The sequence below is a fragment of the Pseudomonas putida genome, from assembly GCF_028682175.1.
GTDB classification, from domain to species: domain Bacteria; phylum Pseudomonadota; class Gammaproteobacteria; order Pseudomonadales; family Pseudomonadaceae; genus Aquipseudomonas; species Aquipseudomonas putida_AD.
Genome location: NZ_JANHKS010000056.1, coordinates 1 through 25596, shown reverse-complemented (window position 1 = coordinate 25596; position 25596 = coordinate 1). Strand labels below are relative to the sequence as shown.

20 protein-coding genes and 2 tRNA genes are annotated in these 25596 nt (G+C 59.9%); 21 read left to right on the top strand and 1 reads right to left on the bottom strand.

Annotated elements, in window-relative coordinates:
• Positions 1-98 precede the first annotated feature (98 nt).
• The 6 genes from dnaK to greA all read left to right on the top strand — a co-directional run bounded on the left by dnaK (position 99) and on the right by greA (position 9539).
• Complete coding sequence (gene dnaK / locus NPS29_RS25190; RefSeq protein WP_274135931.1) at positions 99-2015, top strand: molecular chaperone DnaK; 1917 nt, start codon at positions 99-101, stop codon at positions 2013-2015.
• Between the two features lie 324 nt (positions 2016-2339).
• Positions 2340-3467, top strand: a complete 1128-nt coding sequence (gene dnaJ, locus NPS29_RS25185; protein WP_274135930.1) for a molecular chaperone DnaJ — start codon at positions 2340-2342, stop codon at positions 3465-3467.
• Between the two features lie 10 nt (positions 3468-3477).
• Positions 3478-4284, top strand: coding sequence for a 4-hydroxy-tetrahydrodipicolinate reductase (gene dapB, locus NPS29_RS25180; RefSeq protein ID WP_274135929.1), 807 nt, complete (start codon positions 3478-3480; stop codon positions 4282-4284).
• Positions 4285-4577: 293 nt separating this feature from the next.
• Positions 4578-5714 (top strand): glutamine-hydrolyzing carbamoyl-phosphate synthase small subunit, encoded by a 1137-nt coding sequence (carA, locus tag NPS29_RS25175; RefSeq protein WP_274135928.1) that lies wholly within the window; start codon positions 4578-4580, stop codon positions 5712-5714.
• A 124-nt stretch (positions 5715-5838) separates the two neighbouring features.
• Complete coding sequence (gene carB / locus NPS29_RS25170) at positions 5839-9060, top strand: carbamoyl-phosphate synthase large subunit (RefSeq protein ID WP_274135927.1); 3222 nt, start codon at positions 5839-5841, stop codon at positions 9058-9060.
• A 2-nt stretch (positions 9061-9062) separates the two neighbouring features.
• On the top strand, positions 9063-9539 hold the full coding sequence (gene greA, locus NPS29_RS25165) for a transcription elongation factor GreA (protein ID WP_274135942.1): 477 nt from the start codon (positions 9063-9065) through the stop codon (positions 9537-9539).
• 130 nt (positions 9540-9669) lie between these two features.
• On the opposite strand, the gene yhbY is transcribed toward greA, so the two are convergent.
• Entirely contained in the window at positions 9670-9978 is a 309-nt protein-coding gene (gene yhbY, locus NPS29_RS25160) for a ribosome assembly RNA-binding protein YhbY (RefSeq protein WP_274135926.1), read from the bottom strand.
• Between the two features lie 102 nt (positions 9979-10080).
• Here yhbY and rlmE point away from each other — a divergent pair, with 102 nt between their 5' ends.
• From rlmE to pnp, 15 genes are all read left to right on the top strand, one after another.
• Entirely contained in the window at positions 10081-10740 is a 660-nt protein-coding gene (gene rlmE / locus NPS29_RS25155) for a 23S rRNA (uridine(2552)-2'-O)-methyltransferase RlmE (protein WP_274135925.1), read from the top strand.
• A 178-nt stretch (positions 10741-10918) separates the two neighbouring features.
• Positions 10919-12829, top strand: a complete 1911-nt coding sequence (gene ftsH / locus NPS29_RS25150) for an ATP-dependent zinc metalloprotease FtsH (RefSeq protein ID WP_274135924.1) — start codon at positions 10919-10921, stop codon at positions 12827-12829.
• 8 nt (positions 12830-12837) lie between these two features.
• A complete protein-coding gene (folP, locus tag NPS29_RS25145) occupies positions 12838-13689 on the top strand; it encodes a dihydropteroate synthase (RefSeq protein ID WP_274135923.1) in 852 nt (283 codons plus the stop codon).
• A 16-nt stretch (positions 13690-13705) separates the two neighbouring features.
• Positions 13706-15049, top strand: a complete 1344-nt coding sequence (glmM, locus tag NPS29_RS25140; RefSeq protein WP_274135922.1) for a phosphoglucosamine mutase — start codon at positions 13706-13708, stop codon at positions 15047-15049.
• A gap of 66 nt (positions 15050-15115) precedes the next feature.
• Positions 15116-15871: a triose-phosphate isomerase gene (gene tpiA, locus NPS29_RS25135; protein ID WP_274135921.1), complete on the top strand. Its 756-nt coding sequence runs from the start codon at positions 15116-15118 to the stop codon at positions 15869-15871.
• A gap of 3 nt (positions 15872-15874) precedes the next feature.
• Entirely contained in the window at positions 15875-16258 is a 384-nt protein-coding gene (gene secG / locus NPS29_RS25130) for a preprotein translocase subunit SecG (protein ID WP_274135919.1), read from the top strand.
• Between the two features lie 45 nt (positions 16259-16303).
• Positions 16304-16389, top strand: a tRNA-Leu gene (locus NPS29_RS25125).
• 97 nt (positions 16390-16486) lie between these two features.
• A tRNA-Met gene (locus NPS29_RS25120) sits at positions 16487-16563 on the top strand.
• 129 nt (positions 16564-16692) lie between these two features.
• Complete coding sequence (rimP, locus tag NPS29_RS25115) at positions 16693-17151, top strand: ribosome maturation factor RimP (RefSeq protein ID WP_274135940.1); 459 nt, start codon at positions 16693-16695, stop codon at positions 17149-17151.
• A 47-nt stretch (positions 17152-17198) separates the two neighbouring features.
• Positions 17199-18680, top strand: coding sequence for a transcription termination factor NusA (gene nusA / locus NPS29_RS25110; RefSeq protein WP_274135917.1), 1482 nt, complete (start codon positions 17199-17201; stop codon positions 18678-18680).
• A gap of 27 nt (positions 18681-18707) precedes the next feature.
• Complete coding sequence (infB, locus tag NPS29_RS25105; protein ID WP_274135915.1) at positions 18708-21251, top strand: translation initiation factor IF-2; 2544 nt, start codon at positions 18708-18710, stop codon at positions 21249-21251.
• A 152-nt stretch (positions 21252-21403) separates the two neighbouring features.
• On the top strand, positions 21404-21805 hold the full coding sequence (gene rbfA / locus NPS29_RS25100; RefSeq protein WP_274135913.1) for a 30S ribosome-binding factor RbfA: 402 nt from the start codon (positions 21404-21406) through the stop codon (positions 21803-21805).
• A gap of 4 nt (positions 21806-21809) precedes the next feature.
• On the top strand, positions 21810-22727 hold the full coding sequence (truB, locus tag NPS29_RS25095) for a tRNA pseudouridine(55) synthase TruB (protein ID WP_274135912.1): 918 nt from the start codon (positions 21810-21812) through the stop codon (positions 22725-22727).
• Positions 22728-22878: 151 nt separating this feature from the next.
• On the top strand, positions 22879-23148 hold the full coding sequence (rpsO, locus tag NPS29_RS25090) for a 30S ribosomal protein S15 (RefSeq protein WP_003197723.1): 270 nt from the start codon (positions 22879-22881) through the stop codon (positions 23146-23148).
• Positions 23149-23341: 193 nt separating this feature from the next.
• Positions 23342-25447 carry a polyribonucleotide nucleotidyltransferase gene (pnp, locus tag NPS29_RS25085; protein WP_274135910.1) on the top strand — a complete coding sequence of 702 codons (2106 nt, stop codon included), beginning with the start codon at positions 23342-23344 and terminating at the stop codon, positions 25445-25447.
• Positions 25448-25596: the final 149 nt, after the last annotated feature.

The following is a 25596-nucleotide window of genomic DNA, read 5'->3' as shown; positions in this document are numbered from 1 at the left end:
GCTGAACGGGCCCCATCTAAGGGCCATGGTTTAAAGAATTACCGCAATTTGTAAACGCAGTTGCGGCAACCAAATTCAAAGTTTCGGGAGAGTCAAACATGGGCAAGATTATCGGTATCGACCTGGGGACCACCAACTCCTGCGTCTCGGTTCTGGAAAACGGTGTTGCGAAGGTCATCGAAAACGCTGAAGGCGCACGTACCACGCCTTCGATCATCGCTTACGCCAACGACGGCGAAACCCTGGTAGGCCAGTCGGCCAAGCGCCAGGCGGTCACCAACCCGCACAACACCCTGTACGCGGTAAAGCGTCTGATCGGTCGCAAGTTCGACGAAGAAGTCGTGCAGAAAGACATCAAGATGGTGCCTTACACCATCGCCAAGGCCGACAACGGCGACGCCTGGGTTTCGGTCAACGACAAGAAGATGTCGCCTCCTCAGATTTCCGCTGAAATCCTGAAGAAGATGAAGAAGACCGCCGAAGACTACCTCGGTGAGTCCGTCACCGAAGCGGTCATCACCGTTCCGGCCTACTTCAACGACAGCCAGCGCCAGGCGACCAAAGACGCCGGCCGTATCGCTGGCCTGGACGTGAAACGCATCATCAACGAACCAACCGCAGCCGCTCTGGCCTACGGTATGGACAAGGCGAAGGGCGACCACACTGTCATCGTTTATGACCTGGGTGGCGGTACTTTCGACGTTTCGGTCATCGAAATCGCTGAAGTCGACGGTGAGCACCAGTTCGAAGTACTGGCCACCAACGGCGACACCTTCCTGGGTGGCGAGGACTTCGACATTCGTCTGATCGACTACCTCGTTGACGAATTCAAGAAAGAAAGCGGCATGAACCTCAAAGGTGACCCGCTGGCCATGCAGCGCCTGAAAGAAGCCGCTGAGAAAGCCAAGATCGAGCTGTCTTCCAGCCTGCAGACCGACGTCAACCTGCCGTACATCACCGCAGACGCAACCGGTCCGAAGCACCTGAACGTGAAGATCTCCCGCGCCAAGCTGGAATCGCTGGTTGAAGACCTGGTTCAGCGCACCATCGAGCCTTGCCGCATCGCGCTGAAAGACTCGGGCATCGACGTCGGTTCGATCAACGACGTGATCCTGGTCGGCGGTCAGACCCGTATGCCGCTGGTTCAGCAGAAAGTGACCGAGTTCTTCGGTAAGGAAGCTCGCAAGGACGTCAACCCTGACGAAGCCGTTGCCATGGGTGCTGCGATTCAAGGTGCGGTACTGGCCGGTGACGTCAAGGACGTTCTGCTGCTGGACGTCAGCCCGCTGACCCTGGGTATCGAAACCATGGGTGGCGTGATGACCGCGCTGATCGAGAAGAACACCACGATTCCTACCAAGAAATCGCAAGTGTTCTCGACTGCCGACGACAACCAGAGCGCCGTGACCATTCACGTGCTGCAAGGTGAGCGCAAGCAGGCTTCCTCGAACAAGTCCCTGGGCAAGTTCGACCTGGCCGAGATTCCACCAGCACCACGTGGCGTGCCTCAGATCGAAGTGACCTTCGACATCGACGCCAACGGCATCCTGCACGTCGGCGCGAAAGACAAGGCCACCGGCAAGACTCAGTCGATCGTGATCAAGGCCAACTCCGGTCTGTCGGACGAAGAAATCCAGCAGATGATTCGCGATGCTGAAGCGAACTCGGACGAAGACCGCAAGTTCGAAGAACTGGCCGCTGCCCGTAACCAGGGCGACGCACTGGTTCACTCGACTCGCAAGATGGTCGCTGACGCAGGTGACAAGGTCACCGCCGAAGAGAAGACCGCGATCGAAGCTGCCGTGGTTGCCCTGGAAGCCGCTGTCAAAGGCGACGACAAGGCTGCCATCGACGCGAAAGTCGAAGAGCTGTCGAAAGTCTCCGCTCCGGTTGCTCAGAAGATGTACGCCGAGCAGGCCGAAAAGCCTGAAGCCGGTGCTCAGGCCGCCCAGGAAGAGCACAAGGCTGACGACGTAGTCGATGCCGAGTTCGAAGAAGTGAAAGATCACAAGTAAGCGCGAGCTCACTTGATCGCCGGTTGAACACTTTTTGGTGGTCGCTGGTAGGATGTCGCCGCGCGGGAGCTTGCTCCCGCGTTGGCGTGTCTGGAATACGCGAATTTTTTCAAGGTTTTGCGAACCCGTTCGCAAGGCCCGTGGCAAAGCCGGAAGCTCCTGCAACCCGGCTTGTTCTGCCGCTTTTCTCGGTCGTTGAAGGCCGTTGAACCAAGACCAGGATCGTTGAATTGACGTGAGTTGGGTCCGGGCCTGAAAGGGGCTCAACGAGTTCGGCAAACTCAGGAGGGTTATGTCGGACGTCCTCAAGAGTGCAGAAAACTTATGTCAAAGCGTGACTATTACGAAGTGTTGGGGGTCGAACGCGGCTCCAGCGAGGCGGACCTGAAAAAGGCGTACCGTCGTCTCGCGATGAAATACCACCCTGACCGCAACCCGGGCGACAAAGCCTCGGAAGATGCGTTCAAGGAAGCCAACGAAGCCTATGAAGTGCTGTCCGACGCCAGCAAGCGTGCGGCCTACGATCAGTATGGCCATGCCGCCATGGATCAGGGCATGGGCGGCGGTGGAGGTTTCGGCGGTGGTGCCAACTTCTCCGATATCTTCGGCGATGTCTTCAGTGACTTCTTCGGCGGCGGCCGTGCCGGCGGCGGTCGTGGCGGCGCCCAGCGCGGCAGCGACCTGCGTTACACCCTGGAGCTGAACCTGGAAGAAGCCGTGCGCGGCACGACCGTCAGCATCCGCGTGCCGACGCTGGTCAACTGCAAACCGTGCGATGGCAGCGGCGCCAAGAAAGGCTCCTCGCCCGTTACCTGCCCGACCTGTGGCGGTATTGGCCAGGTGCGCATGCAGCAGGGTTTCTTCTCTGTCCAGCAGACCTGTCCACGTTGCCACGGCAACGGCAAGATCATCTCCGACCCTTGCGATTCCTGCCATGGCGAAGGCCGTGTCGAAGAGTACAAGACGCTGTCGGTCAAGGTGCCGCCGGGTGTCGATACCGGCGACCGCATTCGCCTGTCGGGCGAAGGCGAGGCGGGTGTTCAGGGTGGCCCGACGGGCGACCTGTACGTCGTGATCAACGTGCGCGAGCACGATATTTTCCAGCGCGACGGCAAGCACCTGTACTGCGAAGTGCCGATCAGCTTCACCGATGCAGCGTTGGGTGGCGAGCTGGAAGTGCCGACCCTGGACGGCCGCGTCAAACTGAAAATCCCTGAGGGTACCCAGACCGGCAAGCAGTTCCGTCTGCGTGGCAAGGGCGTTGCCCCTGTGCGTGGCGGCGGTGCGGGCGACCTGATGTGCCGTGTGGCGGTCGAAACGCCGGTCAACCTGAGCCGTCGTCAGCGCGAACTGCTCGAAGAGCTGCGTTCGTCCCTGGAAGGTGACAGCTCGCATTCGCCCAAGGCCAGTGGCTGGTTCGAAGGCGTGAAGCGTTTCTTCGGCGACCTCTAAGGAGCAGGGCATGCGACGTATTGCTGTGATGGGCGCCGCCGGGCGGATGGGCAAGAACCTGGTGGAGGCCGTTCAGGAACGTGCGCCACTGACGGGGCTGACGGCGGCGATCGTTCGTCCCGGCAGCACCATGATTGGTGCCGATGCCGGCGAACTGGCTTCCCTGGGGCGTATCGGTGTGCAGTTGACCGGCAACCTGGAACAGGTGATCGACGAGTTCGACGTGCTGATCGACTTCACCCTGCCGGACGTGATGCTGAAAAACCTGGCGTTCTGCCGCAAGGCAGGCAAGGCCATGGTCATCGGCACCACGGGCCTGAACCCCGAGCAGAAGCATCTGCTGGAAGAGGCGAGCAAGGACATTCCGATCGTCTTCGCCTCCAACTTCAGCGTCGGCGTGAACCTGTCGTTCAAGCTGCTGGATCTGGCGGCGCGGGTGATGGGCGAGGATGCGGACATCGAGATCATCGAAGCCCATCACCGCAACAAGGTCGATGCCCCTTCGGGTACGGCCGTGAGCATGGGTGAGGTGGTCGCCAAGGCCCTGGGGCGTGACCTGAACAAGGTCGCGGTCTACGGGCGCGAAGGCAACACCGGCGTGCGCGAGCGCGAGACCATTGGCTTCGCGACCGTTCGCGGTGGTGATGTGGTGGGCGATCACACGGTGCTGTTCGCAGCCGAAGGCGAGCGCCTGGAAATAACCCACAAGGCGTCTAGCCGCATGACGTTTGCCAAGGGTGCAGTGCGCGCCGCGCTGTGGCTCGATGGCAAGGCGTCGGGGCTGTATGACATGCAGGACGTCCTCGACCTGCGCTGATTTTTCCCTGCGCACTACCGGCAATAAACGCAAGAATGCGGGCGGAGAGGGGCTTTTCCCTGTATCCTGCCCGCAGTTTTTAACCGCTACGCGATGTCCTGTCGCATTCTTGAGCCTGAACGGCGTTTTAGCGGTGGATTAAAAATCCCTTTTTCTGTAAGCTACAGCTTTAGTGTGTCCACTAAAAGCGCGCAGATAATTCGATGAAAAAAAGCGGGGTGACGTGTCTATACGTCATTCCGCTTTTTTACAACCTGCGATCGCCCTTTCAGGCTTTATTACGGGAGGTCTTCTTGACTAAGCCAGCCATACTCGCCCTTGCTGATGGCAGCATTTTTCGCGGCGAAGCCATTGGAGCCGACGGTCAGACCGTTGGTGAGGTGGTGTTCAACACCGCAATGACCGGCTATCAGGAAATCCTTACCGATCCTTCCTATGCCCAGCAAATCGTCACCCTGACTTACCCGCACATCGGCAACACCGGCACCACGCCGGAAGATGCCGAATCCGATCGCGTCTGGTCCGCGGGCCTGGTGATTCGTGACCTGCCACTGGTAGCGAGCAACTGGCGTAACAAGATGTCCCTGGCTGACTATCTGAAAGCCAACAACGTCGTCGCCATCGCCGGCATCGACACCCGCCGCCTGACCCGCATCCTGCGTGAGAAAGGCGCACAGAACGGCTGCATCATGGCCGGTGACAACATTTCCGAAGAGGCCGCGATCGCAGCAGCCCGCGGCTTCCCGGGCCTGAAGGGCATGGACCTGGCGAAAGTCGTCAGCACCAGGGAAAGCTACGAGTGGCGCTCCAGCGTCTGGAGCCTGAAAACCGACAGCCATCCTGAAATCGCTGCCGCTGACCTGCCGTACAACGTGGTTGCCTACGACTACGGCGTCAAGACCAACATCCTGCGCATGCTGGTCGAGCGCGGCTGCCGCGTGACCGTGGTGCCGGCCCAGACGCCAGCCAGCGAAGTACTGGCGCTCAACCCGGACGGCGTGTTCCTGTCCAACGGCCCTGGCGACCCCGAGCCGTGCGACTACGCTATCCAGGCCATCAAGGAAGTCCTTGAAACCCAGATTCCGGTGTTCGGCATCTGCCTGGGCCACCAGTTGCTGGCCCTGGCCTCCGGTGCCAAGACTGTCAAAATGGGCCACGGCCACCACGGCGCCAACCACCCGGTCCAGGATCTGGATACCGGCGTGGTCATGATCACCAGCCAGAACCACGGTTTTGCGGTGGACGAAGCCACTCTGCCGGGCAATGTGCGCGCCATCCACAAGTCGCTGTTCGACGGTACCCTGCAGGGTATCGAGCGCACCGACAAGGACGCGTTCAGCTTCCAGGGTCACCCTGAAGCGAGCCCGGGCCCGAACGACGTCGCGCCGCTGTTCGATCGCTTCATCACAGCCATGGCCAAGCGCCGCTAAGCGGCTGACTTGCGACTGTAGCGAGCAGGTGCTGCGGCGCCGGACCCACGTCCGACTGCGCCCGGCACCTCAGAGAATGTTCAAGACGGCTCAGCCGACTGACACAGGATTCGAGTGACAACCCATGCCAAAACGTACAGACATTAAAAGCATCCTGATTCTTGGCGCTGGCCCGATCGTGATCGGCCAGGCCTGTGAATTCGACTACTCCGGCGCCCAGGCCTGTAAAGCCCTGCGCGAAGAGGGTTACCGCGTCATTCTGGTCAACTCCAACCCGGCGACCATCATGACCGACCCGGCCATGGCCGACGCTACCTACATCGAGCCGATCAAGTGGGCGACCGTCGCCAAGATCATCGAGAAAGAGCGTCCGGACGCCCTGCTGCCGACCATGGGTGGCCAGACCGCCCTGAACTGCGCCCTGGACCTGGAGCGCGAAGGCGTTCTGGAGAAGTTCGGCGTAGAAATGATCGGTGCCAACGCTGACACCATCGACAAGGCCGAAGACCGTTCGCGCTTCGACAAGGCCATGAAGGCCATCGGCCTGGAGTGCCCGCGCTCGGGTATCGCCCACACCATGGACGAGGCCAATGCGGTCCTCGAAAAGCTTGGCTTCCCGTGCATCATCCGTCCGTCCTTCACCATGGGCGGCACCGGTGGCGGTATCGCCTACAACCGTGAAGAATTCGAAGAAATCTGCGCCCGTGGTCTGGATCTGTCGCCGACCAAGGAACTGCTGATCGACGAGTCGCTGATCGGCTGGAAAGAATACGAAATGGAAGTTGTCCGCGACAAAAAGGACAACTGCATCATCGTCTGCTCCATCGAGAACTTCGACCCGATGGGAGTGCACACCGGTGACTCGATCACCGTCGCGCCTGCGCAGACCCTGACCGACAAGGAATACCAGATCATGCGCAACGCCTCCCTGGCGGTGCTGCGCGAGATCGGCGTTGAAACCGGCGGGTCCAACGTACAGTTCGGCATCTGCCCGGACACCGGCCGCATGGTCGTGATCGAGATGAACCCGCGCGTATCGCGTTCCTCGGCACTGGCCTCCAAGGCTACCGGTTTCCCGATCGCCAAGATCGCGGCCAAGCTGGCTGTCGGTTACACCCTGGACGAGTTGCAGAACGACATCACTGGCGGCCGCACTCCGGCGTCTTTCGAGCCGTCGATCGACTACGTCGTGACCAAGCTGCCGCGTTTCGCCTTCGAAAAATTCCCGAAAGCCGACGCCCGCCTGACCACCCAGATGAAATCCGTGGGTGAAGTCATGGCCATCGGCCGTACCTTCCAGGAATCCCTGCAGAAAGCCCTGCGCGGCCTGGAAGTGGGCGTCTGCGGTCTGGACCCTAAAGTGGACCTGACCAGCGCCGACGCCAGCAGCATTCTCAAGCGCGAGCTGACCGTTCCGGGTGCCGAGCGTATCTGGTACGTCGCCGATGCCATGCGCGCCGGCATGACCTGCGATGAAATCTTCGCCCTGACCGGCATCGACCACTGGTTCCTGGTGCAGATCGAAGACCTCATCAAAGACGAAGAGAAGGTCAAGACCCTGGCCCTGTCGGCCATCGACAAGGACCTGATGCTGCGCCTCAAGCGCAAGGGCTTCTCCGACCAGCGTCTGGCCAAGCTGTTGGGCATCACCGACAAGAACCTGCGCCGTCATCGCCACAAGCTCGAAGTGCTGCCGGTCTACAAGCGCGTTGATACCTGCGCCGCCGAATTCGCCACCGACACTGCCTACCTGTACTCCACGTACGAGGAAGAGTGCGAAGCCAATCCGTCGACTCGCGACAAGATCATGATCTTGGGCGGCGGTCCTAACCGTATCGGCCAGGGTATCGAGTTCGACTACTGCTGCGTACACGCCGCCCTGGCGCTGCGTGAAGACGGTTACGAGACCATCATGGTCAACTGCAACCCGGAAACCGTGTCCACCGACTACGACACCTCCGACCGTCTGTACTTCGAGCCGCTGACCCTGGAAGACGTGCTGGAAGTCTGCCGCGTCGAGAAGCCAAAGGGCGTGATCGTCCAGTACGGCGGCCAGACCCCGCTGAAATTGGCCCGTGCGCTGGAAGAAGCTGGCGTGCCGATCATCGGTACCAGCCCTGACGCCATCGACCGTGCCGAAGACCGCGAGCGTTTCCAGCAGATGGTTCAGCGCCTGAACCTGCTGCAGCCGCCAAACGCCACCGTGCGCAGCGAAGACGAAGCGATTCGCGCTGCCGGTTCCATCGGTTACCCGCTGGTGGTGCGCCCGTCCTATGTACTGGGCGGCCGCGCGATGGAGATCGTCTACGAACTGGACGAGCTCAAGCGCTACCTGCGTGAAGCGGTGCAAGTCTCCAACGACAGCCCGGTGCTGCTGGACCACTTCCTCAACTGCGCCATCGAAATGGACGTGGATGCGGTCTGCGACGGCACTGACGTAGTCATCGGCGCGATCATGCAGCACATCGAACAGGCGGGCGTTCACTCCGGTGACTCCGCGTGCTCGCTGCCTCCGTACTCGCTGCCGGCCCACGTTCAGGACGACGTCCGTGACCAGGTGCGCAAGATGGCCCTGGAACTGGGCGTGGTCGGTCTGATGAACGTTCAGCTGGCCCTGCAGGGCGACAAGATCTACGTGATCGAAGTCAACCCGCGCGCCTCGCGTACCGTGCCTTTCGTGTCCAAGTGCATCGGCACCTCGCTGGCGATGATCGCCGCGCGCGTCATGGCCGGTAAGACCCTGAAAGAACTGGGCTTCACCAAGGAAATCATCCCTAACTTCTACAGCGTGAAAGAGGCGGTCTTCCCGTTCGCCAAGTTCCCTGGCGTTGACCCGATCCTGGGCCCGGAGATGAAGTCCACCGGTGAAGTCATGGGTGTCGGTGACACCTTCGGCGAAGCGTTCGCCAAGGCACAGATGGGCGCCAGCGAAGTACTGCCTACCGGCGGCACTGCGTTCATCAGCGTGCGTGACGACGACAAGCCTCTGGTAGCCGGCGTTGCCCGCGACCTGATCGGTCTGGGCTTCGAAGTGGTTGCCACCGCCGGCACCGCCCGCGTCATTGAAGCGGCCGGCCTGAAAGTCCGTCGCGTCAACAAGGTGACCGAGGGTCGTCCGCACGTGGTCGACATGATCAAGAACGACGAAGTGTCGCTGATCATCAACACCACCGAAGGTCGTCAGTCGATCGCTGACTCTTACTCGATTCGTCGCAATGCGCTGCAGCACAAGATCTACTGCACGACCACCATTGCGGCTGGTGAAGCCATCTGCGAGGCGCTGAAATTCGGTCCGGAAAAGACCGTTCGTCGCCTGCAGGATCTGCATGCAGGACTCAACGCATGAGCATTACCAAATATCCGATGACCGTTCAGGGCGCTCGCGCCCTGGAAGAGGAGCTTCATCATCTGTCCAAGGTCGAGCGCCCGCGCTTGAGTCAGGCAATCGGTGAAGCCCGCGAGCTGGGCGACCTCAAGGAAAACGCCGAGTACCATGCTGCCCGCGAAGAGCAGGGCATGGTCGAGGCGCGTGTCCGCGACATCGAAGGCCGTCTGCAGAACTCGGTGGTGATTGACGTCACCACCATCGCCCACACCGGCAAGGTGATCTTCGGTACCACCGTGGATCTGGCCAACGTCGAGACTGACGAGCAGGTGACCTACCAGATCGTGGGTGAAGACGAAGCCAATATCAAACTGGGCAAGATTTCGGTCGGCGCGCCGATCGCCCGGGCGATCATTGGCAAGGAAGAAGGTGATGTCGTGGCGATCAAGACCCCGAGCGGTGTGATCGAGTACGAGATCGTCGAGGTCAAGCACATCTGATCGATGCCTGCGTGCAGGTCGCCTGGCGGTGGCCTGTTTCGCGGGCAGATGTGTCGGTATTGGCAGGTCTTGCCGGACGTGTCCGGTTTCGGTCAGGGCGCGCAGGTCGCGCCGCTGACCGGAATCACCCTTACTTGTAGCGGTGAATGTTGGACAGTTGCTTGTTCGGCTGAGGGTTCTTGCGGTAGATCAGCGCCATCTTGCCGATGGTCTGAACCAGTTCCGCACGGCCCTGCTTGCACAGCTCTTCGATCACGGCACGACGCTCGTCGCGATCTTCGAGCTTGATCTGGACCTTGATGAGTTCATGATCGACCAGGGCGCGTTCAAGTTCGCCCAGCACGCCTTCGCTCAGGCCGTTGCCTGCAACCATCAGGACCGGCTTCAAATCATGTCCAATGGACTTGTACTGTTTCTTCTGCTCGTTATTGAGCGGCATAATCTGACCCTTATCGTCTGATTCTGTAAAATTGGTGGCCATTTTACCCGACGGCCCGTGGCTCCGCCCAATTAATCACGACGCTTATCATCGAGGTGCCCAGTGGCGCAGCGTTCCAAAAGCAGCCATAACTGGCTGAGAGAACATTTCAACGATCCTTTCGTCAAACAGGCGCAGAAGGACGGCTACCGCTCGCGTGCGAGCTACAAGCTTCTTGAGATCCAGGAAAAGGACCGGCTGATCCGTCCCGGCATGACCGTGGTCGACCTCGGCGCGGCGCCCGGAGGCTGGTCCCAGGTGACCAGTCGTCTGATTGGTGGGCAAGGCCGGCTTATCGCATCCGACATCCTTGAGATGGACAGCATCCCTGATGTGACCTTCATTCAGGGGGATTTCACCGAGGATGAAGTGTTCCGCCAGATCCTCGCGGCCATCGGTAATACGCAAGTAGACCTTGTGATTTCCGATATGGCCCCCAATATGAGTGGATTGAGCGCCGTGGATATGCCACGCGCCATGTTCCTTTGTGAGCTGGCGCTTGACCTTGCAGGTCGGGTTCTGCGTCCGGGTGGTGATTTTCTCATCAAGGTCTTCCAGGGTGAAGGCTTCGATGTCTACCACAAGGAAGTGCGCAAAATGTTCGACAAGGTGCAGATGCGCAAGCCGACGTCGTCCCGCGACCGTTCCCGCGAGCAGTACCTGCTGGGGCGCGGTTTCAAGGGCGGTTATGAGGCACCGGCCGACTTTGAGCAAGGGCAATAGCTTTTTTCAAATGGCTTTATTTACCAAGCGTAACGAACATCTTGTAGTCAATGTTTCACAAAGGGTTACAGACGCCGCCTGCCACACCTGTAGGATCTGTAGTAAGTTAGGCCGGTGAATATCATGCGAGGCGCGCTCCAGCGTGGAGCTCGCTTCAGAGGGTAGCTAATTGAACGATATGGCAAAGAATTTGATCCTGTGGTTGATCATCGCTGCGGTCCTGGTGACCGTGATGAACAACTTCTCCAGCCCGAACGAGCCGCAGACCCTCAACTACTCCGAGTTCATCCAGCAAGTGAAGGATGGCAAGGTCGAGAAAGTTGCCGTCGACGGATTCGTCATTACAGGCAAGCGCAGCGACGGCGACACCTTCAAGACCATTCGTCCGAACATTCCGGACAACGGCCTGATCGGTGACCTGGTCGACAACAACGTCGTGGTCGAAGGCAAGCAGCCAGAGCAGCAGAGCATCTGGACCCAATTGCTGGTCGCCAGCTTCCCGATCCTGGTCATCATTGCCGTGTTCATGTTCTTCATGCGCCAGATGCAAGGTGGCGCCGGAGGCAAGGGCGGGCCGATGAGTTTCGGCAAGAGCAAGGCGCGCCTGCTGTCCGAAGATCAGGTCAAGACCACCCTGGCCGACGTCGCAGGTTGCGACGAAGCCAAGGAAGAAGTCGGCGAACTGGTCGAGTTCCTGCGCGATCCGGGCAAATTCCAGCGTCTGGGCGGCCGCATTCCTCGCGGCGTGCTGATGGTCGGTCCTCCGGGTACCGGTAAGACCCTCCTTGCCAAGGCTATCGCCGGCGAGGCCAAGGTGCCGTTCTTCACCATTTCCGGTTCTGACTTCGTTGAAATGTTCGTGGGTGTCGGTGCAAGCCGTGTCCGTGACATGTTCGAACAGGCCAAGAAACACGCACCTTGCATCATCTTCATCGACGAAATCGACGCCGTGGGTCGCCATCGTGGCGCCGGCATGGGCGGCGGTCACGACGAGCGCGAGCAGACCCTCAACCAGTTGCTGGTCGAGATGGACGGCTTTGAAATGAACGACGGCATCATCGTGATTGCCGCCACCAACCGTCCTGACGTACTGGACCCTGCGCTGCTGCGTCCTGGTCGTTTCGACCGCCAGGTGGTGGTCGGCCTGCCGGACATCCGTGGTCGCGAACAGATCCTCAAGGTGCACATGCGCAAAGTGCCAATGGGTGACGATGTGCAACCTGCCGTCATCGCCCGCGGTACTCCGGGCTTCTCCGGTGCGGACCTGGCCAATCTGGTCAATGAAGCCTCGCTGTTCGCTGCTCGCGTGGGCAAGCGCATTGTCGAGATGAAGGAGTTCGAACTGGCCAAGGACAAGATCATGATGGGCGCCGAGCGCAAATCCATGGTCATGTCCGAGAAAGAGAAACAGAACACGGCGTACCACGAAGCCGGTCACGCCATCGTCGGTCGCGTCGTGCCTGAGCATGATCCGGTCTACAAGGTGTCGATCATTCCTCGTGGTCGTGCGTTGGGCGTGACGATGTTCCTGCCCGAAGAAGATCGCTACAGCCTGTCCAAGCGCGCATTGATCAGCCAGATCTGCTCGCTGTACGGCGGCCGTATCGCTGAAGAGATGACTTTGGGCTTCGACGGTGTGACCACCGGTGCGTCCAACGACATCATGCGTGCCAGCCAGATTGCCCGGAACATGGTCACCAAGTGGGGCCTGTCCGAGAAAATGGGCCCGCTGATGTACTCCGAGGACGAAGACGGCGGTTACCTGGGACGTGGCGGCGGCGGTCAGAGCTCCAGTCTTTCGGGTGAAACCGCGAAGATGATCGATCTGGAAGTGCGCAGCATCATCGACCAGTGCTACGGCACCGCGAAGCAGATTCTTACCGACAACCGCGACAAGCTGGATGCAATGGCTGACGCGCTGATGAAGTATGAAACCATCGATGCCGAGCAGATCGACGACATCATGGCTGGCCGCACGCCTCGCGAACCGCGGGACTGGACCGGTGGCACCGGTAACTCCGGTACGCCGACTGCTCCTGCCGGCCCGCGTCCGGAAACACCGATTGGCGGTCCAGCTGCTGAACACTAAGGCCTGACATGACTTCTGCGCTGTACCCGACCCGGTTGCCTTGCGGCAACCGGGTTCTTGATTTGTCCCGGACCCACGTCATGGGAATCCTCAACATCACTCCGGATTCGTTCTCCGATGGCGGGCGTTTCGCCCAGCGCGATCTTGCATTGCGTCACGCCGAGGAGATGGTTGCGGCAGGGGCGACCCTGATCGACGTCGGTGGCGAGTCCACCCGGCCCGGGGCCCGTGCGGTATCGCCTGTCGAGGAAATGGAGCGTGTTGCGCCCATCGTCGAAGCGATCAATCGCGAACTCGATGTGGTCATCTCGGTGGACACCTCGACGCCAGCTGTGATGCGCGAAACGGCCCGCCTGGGTGCCGGTCTCATCAACGACGTGCGTTCGCTGCGTCGTGATGGCGCCCTCGATGCGGCTGTGGCCACCGGTCTTCCGGTGTGCCTGATGCACATGCGTGGCGAGCCGACCGACATGCAGGACGCGCCTCATTACGATGACGTGACGGGCGAGGTCGCCTCGTTCCTGCGTGAGCGTATGGACGCCTGCATCGCGGCGGGGATCGCGGCCGAGAAGATCATCCTCGATCCCGGCTTCGGCTTCGCCAAAACGTTGGACCACAACCTGAGCCTGTTCAAGCACATGGAGGCCCTGCACGCGCTGGGGCGGCCTTTGCTGGTGGGTGTATCGCGCAAGAGCATGATCGGCAAGGTGCTGGATAAACCTGTGGATCAGCGTCTTTACGGCGCGCTCGCCCTGGCGGGCATGGCCATGGCCAAGGGCGCGAGAATTTTACGTGTGCATGACGTGGCGCAAACCGTCGACGTCGTGCGCATGATTGCTGCTGTTGAATCGGCAAAATAAGAAATCTGGAGCACCCATGAGTACTAGAAAATATTTCGGAACAGACGGCATTCGCGGTCGTGTAGGCCAATTCCCGATCACTCCCGATTTCATGCTCAAGCTGGGCTGGGCGGCCGGCATGGCCTTCCGCAAGATGGGTGCGTGCAAGATCCTGGTGGGCAAAGACACGCGGATTTCCGGCTACATGTTCGAATCCGCGCTTGAGGCCGGCCTGTCTGCCGCTGGCGCCGACGTGATGCTGCTCGGCCCGATGCCGACGCCTGCCATCGCCTACCTGACCCGCACGTTCCACGCCCAGGCGGGGATCGTCATCAGCGCATCGCACAACCCTCATCACGACAACGGCATCAAGTTCTTCTCGGGCCAGGGCACCAAGCTCCCTGACGAAGTGGAAATGATGATCGAAGAATTGCTCGACGCGCCGATGACCGTCGTGGAGTCCGAGCACCTGGGCAAAGTCTCGCGGATCAACGACGCCGCAGGCCGCTACATCGAATTCTGCAAGAGCAGCGTGCCGACCAGCACCAACTTTGCCGGCCTCAAGCTGGTGATCGACTGCGCCCATGGCGCTACCTACAAAGTGGCCCCGAACGTCTTCCGTGAGCTGGGCGCCCAGGTCACCGTGCTGTCGGCTGCGCCCAATGGCCTGAACATCAACGATGACTGCGGCTCGACGCACATGGGCGCCCTGCAGGCGGCCGTGGTTGCCGAGAAAGCGGACCTTGGGATTGGCTTCGACGGCGACGGCGACCGGGTGTTGATGGTCGATCACACCGGCGCGATCGTCGATGGTGACGAACTGCTCTATGTCATTGCCCGTGATCTGCACGAGCGCGGCCGCTTGCAGGGTGGCGTCGTCGGCACCCTGATGAGCAACCTGGGGCTGGAGCTGGCGCTGGCGGACCTGAACATTCCTTTCGTGCGCGCCAACGTCGGCGACCGCTATGTGATCGCCGAGCTGCTGGAGCGCAACTGGCAGGTCGGTGGCGAGAACTCCGGCCATGTCGTGTGCTTCCAGCACACCACCACCGGTGATGCGATCATCGCCGCGCTGCAGGTATTGCTGGCGCTCAAGCGTACCGGTCAAAGCCTGGCCGAGTCGCGTCAGGGCCTGAAGAAATGCCCGCAGGTACTGGTCAACGTCCGCTTCGAAGGCGGCAGCGTGGACCCTGTGCAGCACCCGGCCGTCAAGGAAGCCTGTGATCGCGTCACCGCGGCCATGGGCGGTCGTGGCCGCGTGCTGTTGCGCAAGTCCGGGACAGAGCCTCTGGTGCGTGTGATGGTCGAAGGCGAGGACGAAACACAGGTCGCCGGCTACGCCGATGAACTGGCAAAACTGGTTGCTGAAGTTTGTGCCTGATTTCGGCTTGCCAGTGTTGAAACTGTTGGGTAACATCTGCGCCCACTTTGACCGACGAGGTACAGCATGCGTCGCCCTATGGTAGCTGGTAACTGGAAGATGCACGGTACCTGCGCCAGCGTCGCTGAGCTGGTCGAGGGGTTGGCCAACATGGCCATTCCCGACGGTGTCGACGTTGCAGTGTTTCCTTCGAGTCTGCACCTCAGCTTCGTTGTTGAGTGCCTTGAAGAGCAACCGATCTCTGTGGGTGCGCAGAACTGCGCACACGAAGCAGGGCAGGGTGCGCTGACTGGCGAAGTGTCGCCGACTCAGCTGGCTGATGCAGGTTGCAAGCTGGTGCTTGTAGGTCACTCGGAACGTCGCCAGATCATGGGCGAAGGTAACGGGGTCCTGAACCGCAAGTTCGCGGCAGCCCAGGCAAGCGGCCTGGTGCCGGTGCTCTGCATCGGCGAGACGCTCGAAGAGCGCGAAGCTGGCAAGACGCTTGAAGTTGTCGGGCAACAGCTCGACAGCATCATCGAAGAGCTCGGCATCGAAGCTTTCGTGAATGCGGTAGTTGCCTACGAGCCGGTCTGGGCCATTGGCACCGGGCTGACAGCCTCGCCGGAACAGGCGCAGGAAGTGCACGCAGCGATTCGTGCGCAGTTGGCGAAAGAGAATTCTGAAGTCGCGCAAGGTGTGCGGCTTCTATATGGCGGCAGCGTGAAGGCGGCCAATGCGGCTGAGCTGTTCAGCATGCCGGATATCGATGGGGGGCTCATTGGTGGAGCTTCCCTGAATGCAGATGAGTTCGGTGCGATCATTCGCGCCGCGGGAAACTGAAAAATGCTGGAAACAGTCGTAGTCGTTCTTCATCTGCTGGGTGCGCTGGGCGTTGTTGCTCTGGTATTGCTGCAGCAGGGTAAAGGTGCGGACGCTGGCGCGTCGTTCGGAGCAGGTGCATCAAATACTGTCTTCGGAAGCCAAGGTTCCTCTACCTTTCTTAGTAAGTTTACTGCTATACTAGCTGCATGTTTTTTCATAACCAGCTTGGGGTTAGGTTACTTTGCTAAAGAGAAAGCTCACCAGCTGACTCAAGTAGGTTTGCCAGATCCAGCGGTACTTGAAGTGAAACAAAAGCCGGCAGCAGATGATGTTCCGGTCCTGGAAGGGCAACAGAAACCAGCCGCTGCTCCAGCTGACGTTCCTGCCGCTCCAGAACAGAAGTAACACGGGATTCGCAGCTGATATATTGGGGCTGCAAAAAGAGTTAATGCCGAGGTGGTGGAATTGGTAGACACGCAACCTTGAGGTGGTTGTGCCCATAGGGTGTAGGGGTTCGAGTCCCCTTCTCGGTACCAATTAACAAGTGAGCCCGCAATAGCGGGCTTTCTTGTAGGTGGATGTGTCAGATTGACCCCGAGCGGGTTCGGTCGTATACTTCCGCCCCAGCTTTGTCGCGGGGTGGAGCAGTCTGGTAGCTCGTCGGGCTCATAACCCGAAGGTCGTTGGTTCAAATCCAGCCCCCGCAACCAGTTTTAGCGGAGCCCCTTTTCAGGGGCTTTTTGTTAGCTGGACACTCTATTACGCCGTTTTTCGACGGCGTTTTTCATGATGGGCGCTTTGCCCATTTTTTATTGCACAGCATGCACGAGGGGGTTCAGGTGTCGAGCAAGCTAGAACAGTTGCAGGCCTTGTTGGCCCCGGTGGTCGTGGCCCTTGGCTATGAATGCTGGGGTATCGAGTTTTCGGCCCAGGGTCGTCACTCAATGTTGCGCGTTTATATCGATAAAGAGGGCGGCGTGCTGGTGGACGATTGTGCCATCGTCAGCCGTCAGATCAGCGGTGTTCTGGACGTAGAAGATCCGATCAGCTCCGAATATACGCTCGAAGTTTCTTCTCCTGGCATGGAACGCCCGCTGTTCACGATCGAGCAGTTTGCAGCCTTTGCCGGGGAACAAGTGAAGATAAAGCTGCGTTCGCCCTTCGAGGGTCGGCGCAACTTTCAAGGCCTTCTCCGCGGGGTGGAGGAGCAGGATGTCGTGGTGCAAGTGGATGCCCATGAATACCTGTTGCCGATCGATCTGATCGACAAAGCCAACATTATTCCCACGTTTGACTGAGACGCGGATCCCGCGGATCCAATGGCTTGCGAAAGGCGAGGCGTACGATGAGCAAAGAAGTACTGCTGGTTGTTGAGTCGGTATCGAATGAAAAAGGCGTACCGGCCGGTGTAATTTTTGAAGCGCTTGAAATTGCTTTGGCCACGGCCACCAAAAAGCGTTTCGAAGACGAAGTTGACCTGCGTGTGGAAATCAACCGCCACACCGGTGCCTATGAGACTTTCCGTCGCTGGACGGTCGTCGAAGAAGACGATCTTGACGATCCTGCCATCGAAACCTGGCCGAGCAAGGTAGCCCAGACTCATCCGGGCGCCGTTGTTGGCGACGTCGTGGAAGAGAAGATCGAGTCCATCGAGTTCGGTCGTATCGCTGCCCAGACTGCCAAGCAAGTCATTGTGCAGAAAGTTCGCGAAGCCGAGCGTGCTCAAGTCGTCGATGCTTATCGTGAGCGTCTGGGCGAAATCATTTCCGGTACTGTTAAGAAAGTGACGCGTGACAATGTCATCGTGGACCTGGGTAACAATGCCGAGGCGCTGCTGGCGCGTGAAGACATCATTTCGCGGGAGACTTTCCGCGTCGGTGTCCGCGTTCGAGCACTGCTCAAAGAAATCCGCACCGAAAACCGCGGTCCTCAGCTGATCCTGTCGCGTACTGCGCCTGAGATGCTGATCGAGCTGTTCCGGATTGAAGTTCCGGAAATTGCTGAAGGTCTCATCGAGGTGATGGCAGCCTCTCGTGATCCTGGTTCGCGTGCAAAGATTGCAGTTCGCTCCAAGGACAAGCGCATCGACCCTCAGGGTGCCTGCATCGGTATGCGCGGTTCGCGCGTCCAGGCAGTCTCCGGCGAGTTGGGCGGCGAACGTGTGGATATCGTGCTGTGGGATGACAACCCGGCGCAGTTCGTCATCAACGCCATGTCGCCTGCGGAAGTCGCAGCGATCATCGTCGATGAAGACGCTCACGCCATGGACATCGCGGTAGGTGCAGACAACCTGGCCCAGGCGATTGGTCGCGGCGGTCAGAACGTTCGCCTGGCAAGTCAGTTGACTGGCTGGACCCTGAACGTGATGACTGAGTCGGACATCCAGGCCAAGCAGCAAGCGGAAACCGGTGACATCCTGCGCAACTTCATCGACGAGCTGGAAGTCGACGAAGAGCTGGCTCAGGTGCTGGTAGACGAAGGCTTCACCAGCCTGGAAGAGATTGCCTACGTACCGTTGGAAGAGATGCTCAACATCGACGGCTTTGACGAAGACATCGTCAACGAGCTCCGCGCTCGTGCCAAGGATCGCCTGTTGACCAAAGCCATCGCTACAGAGGAAAAGCTGGCAGACGCCCATCCGGCCGAAGACCTGCTCTCGCTTGAGGGTATGGACAAGGATCTGGCGATGGAACTGGCGGTGCGCGGCGTTATTACCCGCGAAGACCTGGCCGAGCAGTCTATTGACGATCTGCTCGACATCGACGGCATTGACGATGATCGTGCCGGCAAGTTGATCATGGCCGCCCGAGCCCACTGGTTCGAGTAATTAGGCGCGGCCTGAGGAGAGAAGTGCATGACGCAAGTCACGGTGAAACAACTGGCCGATGAGGTCAAAACACCGGTTGAGCGCCTGTTGCAGCAGATGCGTGAGGCAGGTCTGCCGCACACCGCCGCCGATGAAGGTGTGAGCGATAGCGAGAAGCAGTCCCTGTTGACGCACTTGAAGAGCAGTCACAAGGCTAAAGTGGAAGAGCCGCGCAAGATTACCTTGCAGCGCAAGACCACCAGTACATTGCGCGTTGCTGGCAGCAAGAGCATCAGCGTTGAAGTACGCAAGAAGAAAGTTTTCGTACAGCGCAGCCCGGAAGAAATCGAAGCCGAGCGCAAACGCGAGCAGGACGAGCGTCGTGCGGTAGAAAATGCCGCCCGTCAGAAGGCCGAGGAAGAAGCACGTCTGCGCGCCGAAGAAGAAGCGCGCCGTCAGCCTGCGCCTGCGCCTGCTCCTGAAGCGGCTGCATCGGTTGCTGCTGCAGAACCTGAACCGGCTCCGCGCGCTGTCGCCGAGCCTGCTCAGCAAGCACCTGTTGCAGCGCCTGCTCCGGCGGCCGATGCCCGCAAGCGTGACGAGCCTCGTCGCCCTGACAAGCCACGTGCCGACGATAGCAATCGTCGCGGTGGCGGCAATGGCGACGGCGAGCGCAAGAACGCGCCGCACCGTGCCACCGTCAAGGAAAAGGCTCCGGCTGTGCGCGTCGCTCCACGTACCACCGACGAAGAAAGCGATGGCTTCCGTCGCGGCGGTCGTGGCAAGGCCAAGCTGAAGAAACGCAACGCTCACGGCTTCCAGAACCCTACCGGTCCTGTGATTCGTGAAGTGAAGATCGGCGAGACCATCACTGTGGGCGACCTCGCTCAACAGATGTCGGTCAAGGCTGCCGAGATCATCAAGTTCATGTTCAAGCTGGGCACTCCAGCCACCATCAACCAGGTACTGGATCAGGAAACTGCCCAGCTGGTCGCCGAAGAACTGGGCCACAAAGTGACCCTGGTCAGCGACACCGCCCTGGAAGATTCCCTGGCCGAGTCCCTGAAGTTCGAAGGCGAAGCTGTTGGCCGTGCGCCGGTCGTGACCGTAATGGGCCACGTTGACCACGGTAAGACCTCGCTGCTGGACTACATCCGTCGTGCCAAGGTAGCTGCTGGCGAAGCCGGTGGCATCACCCAGCACATCGGTGCTTACCACGTTGAAACCGATCGCGGCATGGTGACGTTCCTCGACACCCCGGGTCACGCCGCGTTTACCGCAATGCGTGCCCGTGGTGCCAAGGCCACCGACATCGTGATCCTGGTTGTTGCAGCTGACGACGGCGTGATGCCGCAAACCATCGAAGCCGTTCAGCACGCTGTTGCTGCCGGTGTTCCGCTGGTAGTTGCAGTGAACAAGATCGACAAGCCGGGCGCTGACCTGGACCGTATCCGCAGCGAACTGTCGGTTCACGGCGTAACGTCCGAAGAGTGGGGTGGCGACACTCCATTCGTCCCGGTCTCCGCGAAGATGGGTACCGGTGTCGACGAACTGCTTGAAGCCGTATTGCTGCAGGCCGAGGTTCTGGAACTGACCGCCACTCCATCGGCTCCTGGCCGTGGTGTCGTGGTCGAGTCCCGCCTGGACAAGGGCCGTGGCCCGGTGGCTACCGTGCTGGTTCAGGACGGTACCCTGCGTCAGGGCGACATGGTCCTGGTCGGTTCGAACTATGGCCGCGTTCGCGCCATGCTCGACGAGAACGGCAAGCCGATCAAGGAAGCAGGTCCAGCCATTCCGGTCGAGATCCTCGGCCTGGACGGTACGCCAGATGCTGGCGACGAGATGAGCGTGGTTGCCGACGAGAAGAAAGCCCGTGAAGTGGCTCTGTTCCGTCAAGGCAAGTTCCGCGAAGTCAAGCTGGCCCGTGCTCACGCCGGCAAGCTGGAAAACATCTTCGAGAACATGGGTCAGGAAGAGAAGAAGACGCTCAACATCGTCCTCAAATCCGACGTCCGTGGTTCTCTGGAAGCCCTGCAAGGCGCTTTGAATGGCCTGGGCAACGACGAAGTACAAGTGCGTGTAGTGGGCGGCGGCGTCGGTGGTATCACCGAAAGCGACGCCAACCTGGCGCTGGCTTCCAACGCTGTACTGTTCGGCTTCAACGTGCGTGCCGATGCTGGCGCTCGCAAGATCGTCGAGCAGGAAGGCCTGGACATGCGTTACTACAACGTCATCTACGACATCATCGAAGACGTCAAGAAGGCCCTCACCGGCATGCTTGGCAGCGACGTCCGGGAGAACATCCTGGGTATCGCCGAAGTCCGCGACGTGTTCCGCTCGCCGAAATTCGGCGCGATCGCAGGTTGCATGGTTGTCGAAGGTACCGTTTACCGTAACCGTCCGATCCGCGTACTGCGTGAAGACATCGTTATCTTCGAAGGCGAGCTGGAATCCCTGCGCCGCTTCAAGGATGACGCTTCCGAAGTGCGTAACGGCATGGAATGCGGTATCGGCGTCAAGAGCTACAACGACGTCAAGGTCGGCGACAAGATCGAAGTCTTCGAGAAGGTCCAGGTTGCTCGCAGCCTCTAACTCGCAAGCTTCAGGAGCCATGGCAGCAGTCGTACGCAAGTGCGCCGCCGCCATGGACTCTCAACGCAACGCCCGGTCCGGCTTCTGCCAGGCCGGGCGTTTGCCGCTTTCAGACTGTACGGCTTTCGCCGTCCGGTAACAGGTAACAAGACATGGCAAAAGAATACAGCCGTACCCAACGCATCGGCGATCAGATGCAGCGCGAACTGGCGCAACTGATCCGTCGCGAGATCAAGGACCCGCGCGTGGGCCTGGTCACCATCACCGCAGTGGACGTCAGCCGTGACGTGGGCCACGCGAAGATCTTCATCACCGTCATGGGTCAGGACAGCAGCGAAGAAATCGCTCAGTCGATCAAGGTGCTGAACTCCGCCGCAGGTTTCCTGCGCATGCAACTGGCCCGCGAAATGAAGCTGCGCAGCGTGCCTCAGTTGCATTTCCACTATGACGAAAGCGTTGCCCGTGGTGCGCACCTGTCTGCGCTGATCGAGCGCGCGGTCGCCGAAGACGGCCAGCACGAGCCTGCCGCCAGGCAAGACGGTTCGGAGGAATAACGGCGTGGCTCAGGTCAAGCGTATTCGCCGTAACGTCAGTGGCATCATCCTGCTCGACAAACCGCTGGGGTTCACCTCCAACGCCGCCTTGCAGAAGGTTCGCTGGTTGCTCAACGCGGAGAAGGCCGGCCACACCGGCAGCCTCGACCCCCTGGCCACCGGCGTGCTGCCGCTGTGCTTCGGCGAGGCGACCAAGTTCTCCCAGTACCTGCTCGACTCGGACAAGGGTTACGAAACCCTGATGCAACTGGGCAAGACCACCACCACGGCAGACGCCGAAGGCGAAGTGTTACAAACTCGTCCGGTGACCGTTGGTCGCGCCGATATCGAAGCTGTGCTCCCCGACTTTCGTGGGCAAATCAGTCAGATACCGCCGATGTACTCGGCCCTCAAGCGTGATGGCCAGCCGTTGTACAAGTTGGCTCGCGCAGGGGAAGTGGTGGAGCGCGAGGCGCGTTCTGTTACTATTGCGCGCCTGGAATTATTGGCGAGCGAAGGCGAGACTGCGCGACTGGCCGTCGACTGCAGCAAAGGCACCTATATTCGTACCCTGGTGGAGGATATTGGTGAGAAACTGGGCTGCGGTGCGTATGTCGCTGAACTGCGTCGCACACAGGCTGGCCCCTTCACTCTTGCCCAGACGGTAACGCTGGAAGAGCTTGAAGCGGTGCATGCCGAAGGCGGGAACGAGGCGGTCGACCGCTTCCTGATGCCATCGGACAGCGGCTTGCAGGACTGGCCCTTGCTGCAGTTCTCCGAGCACAGCTCGTTCTACTGGTTGCACGGGCAGCCGGTAAGAGTCCCGGATGCGCCGAAATTCGGCATGGTACGGGTACAGGATCACGAAGGACGCTTCATCGGTATCGGTGAAGTGAGCGAAGACGGGCGTATTGCGCCGCGTCGGCTGATTCGGTCAGAGTGACCGAACCCGTCGGGTCGGGGTTGTCCTGGCACGGCGGTACGAGGGTGGCTGTTAACAGGCATGGTCACTCCTCTTTTATAGATACAGGGATTTGTCCCTGGCCTGTTGAAGCTGTTTCCCTGAAACAGTTTCCTGATAAAAGGATTGCCTCATGGCTCTCGACGTTCAAGAAAAAGCTCAAATCGTTGCTGACTACCAGCAAGCTGTTGGTGACACTGGTTCGCCAGAAGTGCAAGTTGCACTGCTGACCCACAACATCAACAAACTGCAAGGTCACTTCAAGGCCAACGGTAAAGACCACCACTCCCGTCGTGGTCTGATCCGCATGGTTAACCAGCGTCGCAAGCTGCTGGACTACCTGAAAGGCAAGGACGTGAGCCGTTACAGCGCTCTGATCGCTCGCCTGGGTCTGCGTCGCTAATCAGCGATTGCGCTAGAGGTTGGTTGTCTGTCGTGCGTCAGCGGGTTTCCGCCGGCGCATGGCAGGCTCCCAGCCTCAAGTTTTATCTGGATACACGTTTTACCCCTGGACAGTCGTCGGGCCGATTCCCCACGTTGCCCAAGAATTCGCAAGAAACCAGTTCCCCCAAGAGCCACAAAGAAGGTAGGAAACCGTGAACCCGGTAATCAAGAAGTTTCAATTCGGTCAATCGACCGTAACCCTGGAGACAGGCCGCATCGCCCGTCAGGCTTCTGGTGCAGTATTGGTCACCGTTGACGACGACGTCACCGTACTCGTGACCGTGGTCGGCGCCAAACAGGCTGACGCTGGCAAAGGCTTCTTCCCGCTGTCCGTTCACTACCAAGAAAAAACCTACGCTGCCGGCAAGATCCCTGGCGGCTTCTTCAAGCGTGAAGGCCGTCCTTCCGAGAAGGAAACACTGACTTCGCGTCTGATCGACCGTCCGATCCGCCCGCTGTTTCCTGAAGGCTTCATGAACGAAGTGCAGGTTGTCTGCACCGTCGTTTCCACCAGCAAGAAAACCGATCCGGACATCGCTGCGATGATCGGTACCTCGGCTGCCCTGGCCATCTCCGGCATTCCTTTCGACGGCCCGATCGGCGCTGCCCGCGTTGCCTTCCACGAAAGCACCGGCTACCTGCTGAACCCGACTTACGAGCAACTGAAAGCATCGAGCCTGGACATGGTCGTTGCCGGTACCGAAGAAGCGGTACTGATGGTTGAATCCGAAGCCAAAGAGCTGACCGAAGACCAGATGCTGGGCGCCGTGCTGTTCGCCCACGACGAATTCCAGTCGGTCATCAAGGCCGTCAAAGAGCTGGCCGCCGAAGCTGCCAAGCCAACCTGGACCTGGGCTCCTCAGGCCGAAGCCACCGAACTGCTGGGCGCTATCCGCTCCGAGTTCGGCGCTGCGATCTCCGAGGCCTACACCATCACCGTCAAGGCCGACCGTTACGCTCGCCTGGGCGAGCTGAAGGATCAGGTCGTTGCCAAGCTGGCCGTTGAAGAAGGCAGCCCGTCGGCTTCCGAAGTCAAAGCCGCTTTCGGTGAAATCGAATACCGCACCGTTCGCCAGAACATCGTTGATGGCAAGCCACGTATCGACGGCCGCGACACCCGCACCGTACGTCCGCTGAACATCGAAGTCGGCGTTCTGCCAAAGACTCACGGTTCGGCACTGTTCACCCGTGGCGAAACTCAGGCGCTGGTCGTTGCCACTCTGGGTACTGCCCGTGACGCGCAGCTGCTCGACACCCTCGAAGGCGAGAAGAAAGACCCCTTCATGCTGCACTACAACTTCCCTCCGTTCTCGGTGGGCGAGTGTGGTCGCATGGGCGGCGCCGGTCGTCGTGAAATCGGTCACGGCCGTCTGGCCCGTCGTTCGGTCCAGGCCATGCTGCCTGCCGCTGACGCGTTCCCGTACACCATCCGCGTGGTATCGGAAATCACCGAATCCAACGGTTCGAGCTCCATGGCTTCGGTCTGCGGCGCTTCGCTGGCTCTGATGGACGCTGGCGTCCCGATGAAAGCCCCGGTTGCCGGTATCGCCATGGGCCTGGTCAAGGAAGGCGAGAAATTCGCAGTCCTGACCGACATCCTGGGTGACGAAGACCACCTCGGCGACATGGACTTCAAAGTGGCCGGTACCGCCAACGGTGTTACCGCGCTGCAGATGGACATCAAGATCAAGGGCATCACCGAAGAAATCATGGAGATCGCCCTGGGCCAGGCCCTGGAAGCTCGCCTGAACATCCTCGGTCAGATGAACAACATCATTGGTCAGTCGCGCACCGAGCTGTCGGAAAACGCTCCGACCATGATCGCGATGAAGATCGACACCGACAAGATCCGTGACGTCATCGGTAAAGGCGGCGCGACCATCCGTGCGATCTGTGAAGAAACCAAGGCTTCGATCGACATCGAAGACGACGGCTCGATCAAGATCTTCGGCGAAACCAAGGAAGCGGCTGAAGCAGCACGTCAGCGCGTTCTGGGCATCACCGCTGAAGCCGAGATCGGCAAGATCTACGTTGGTAAGGTTGAGCGCATCGTCGACTTCGGCGCATTCGTCAACATCCTGCCTGGCAAGGACGGTCTGGTCCACATCTCCATGCTGAGCGATGCTCGCGTCGAGAAAGTGACCGACATCCTCAAGGAAGGTCAGGAAGTTGAAGTCCTGGTACTGGACGTGGACAACCGCGGACGTATCAAGCTGTCGATCAAAGACGTCGCCGCAGCCAAGGCGTCGGGCGTTTAATCGCACCGCACCAACGCTGTGGAAAAAGGGCCCTTCGGGGCCCTTTTTTTTGCCCCGAAATACGACCTCGGACGATCTCGAAGACGCCGTCGCGGGCAAGCGCGCTCCTACATGGTTGGCGCAACCCACAGAACCTCGCAAACCCGTAG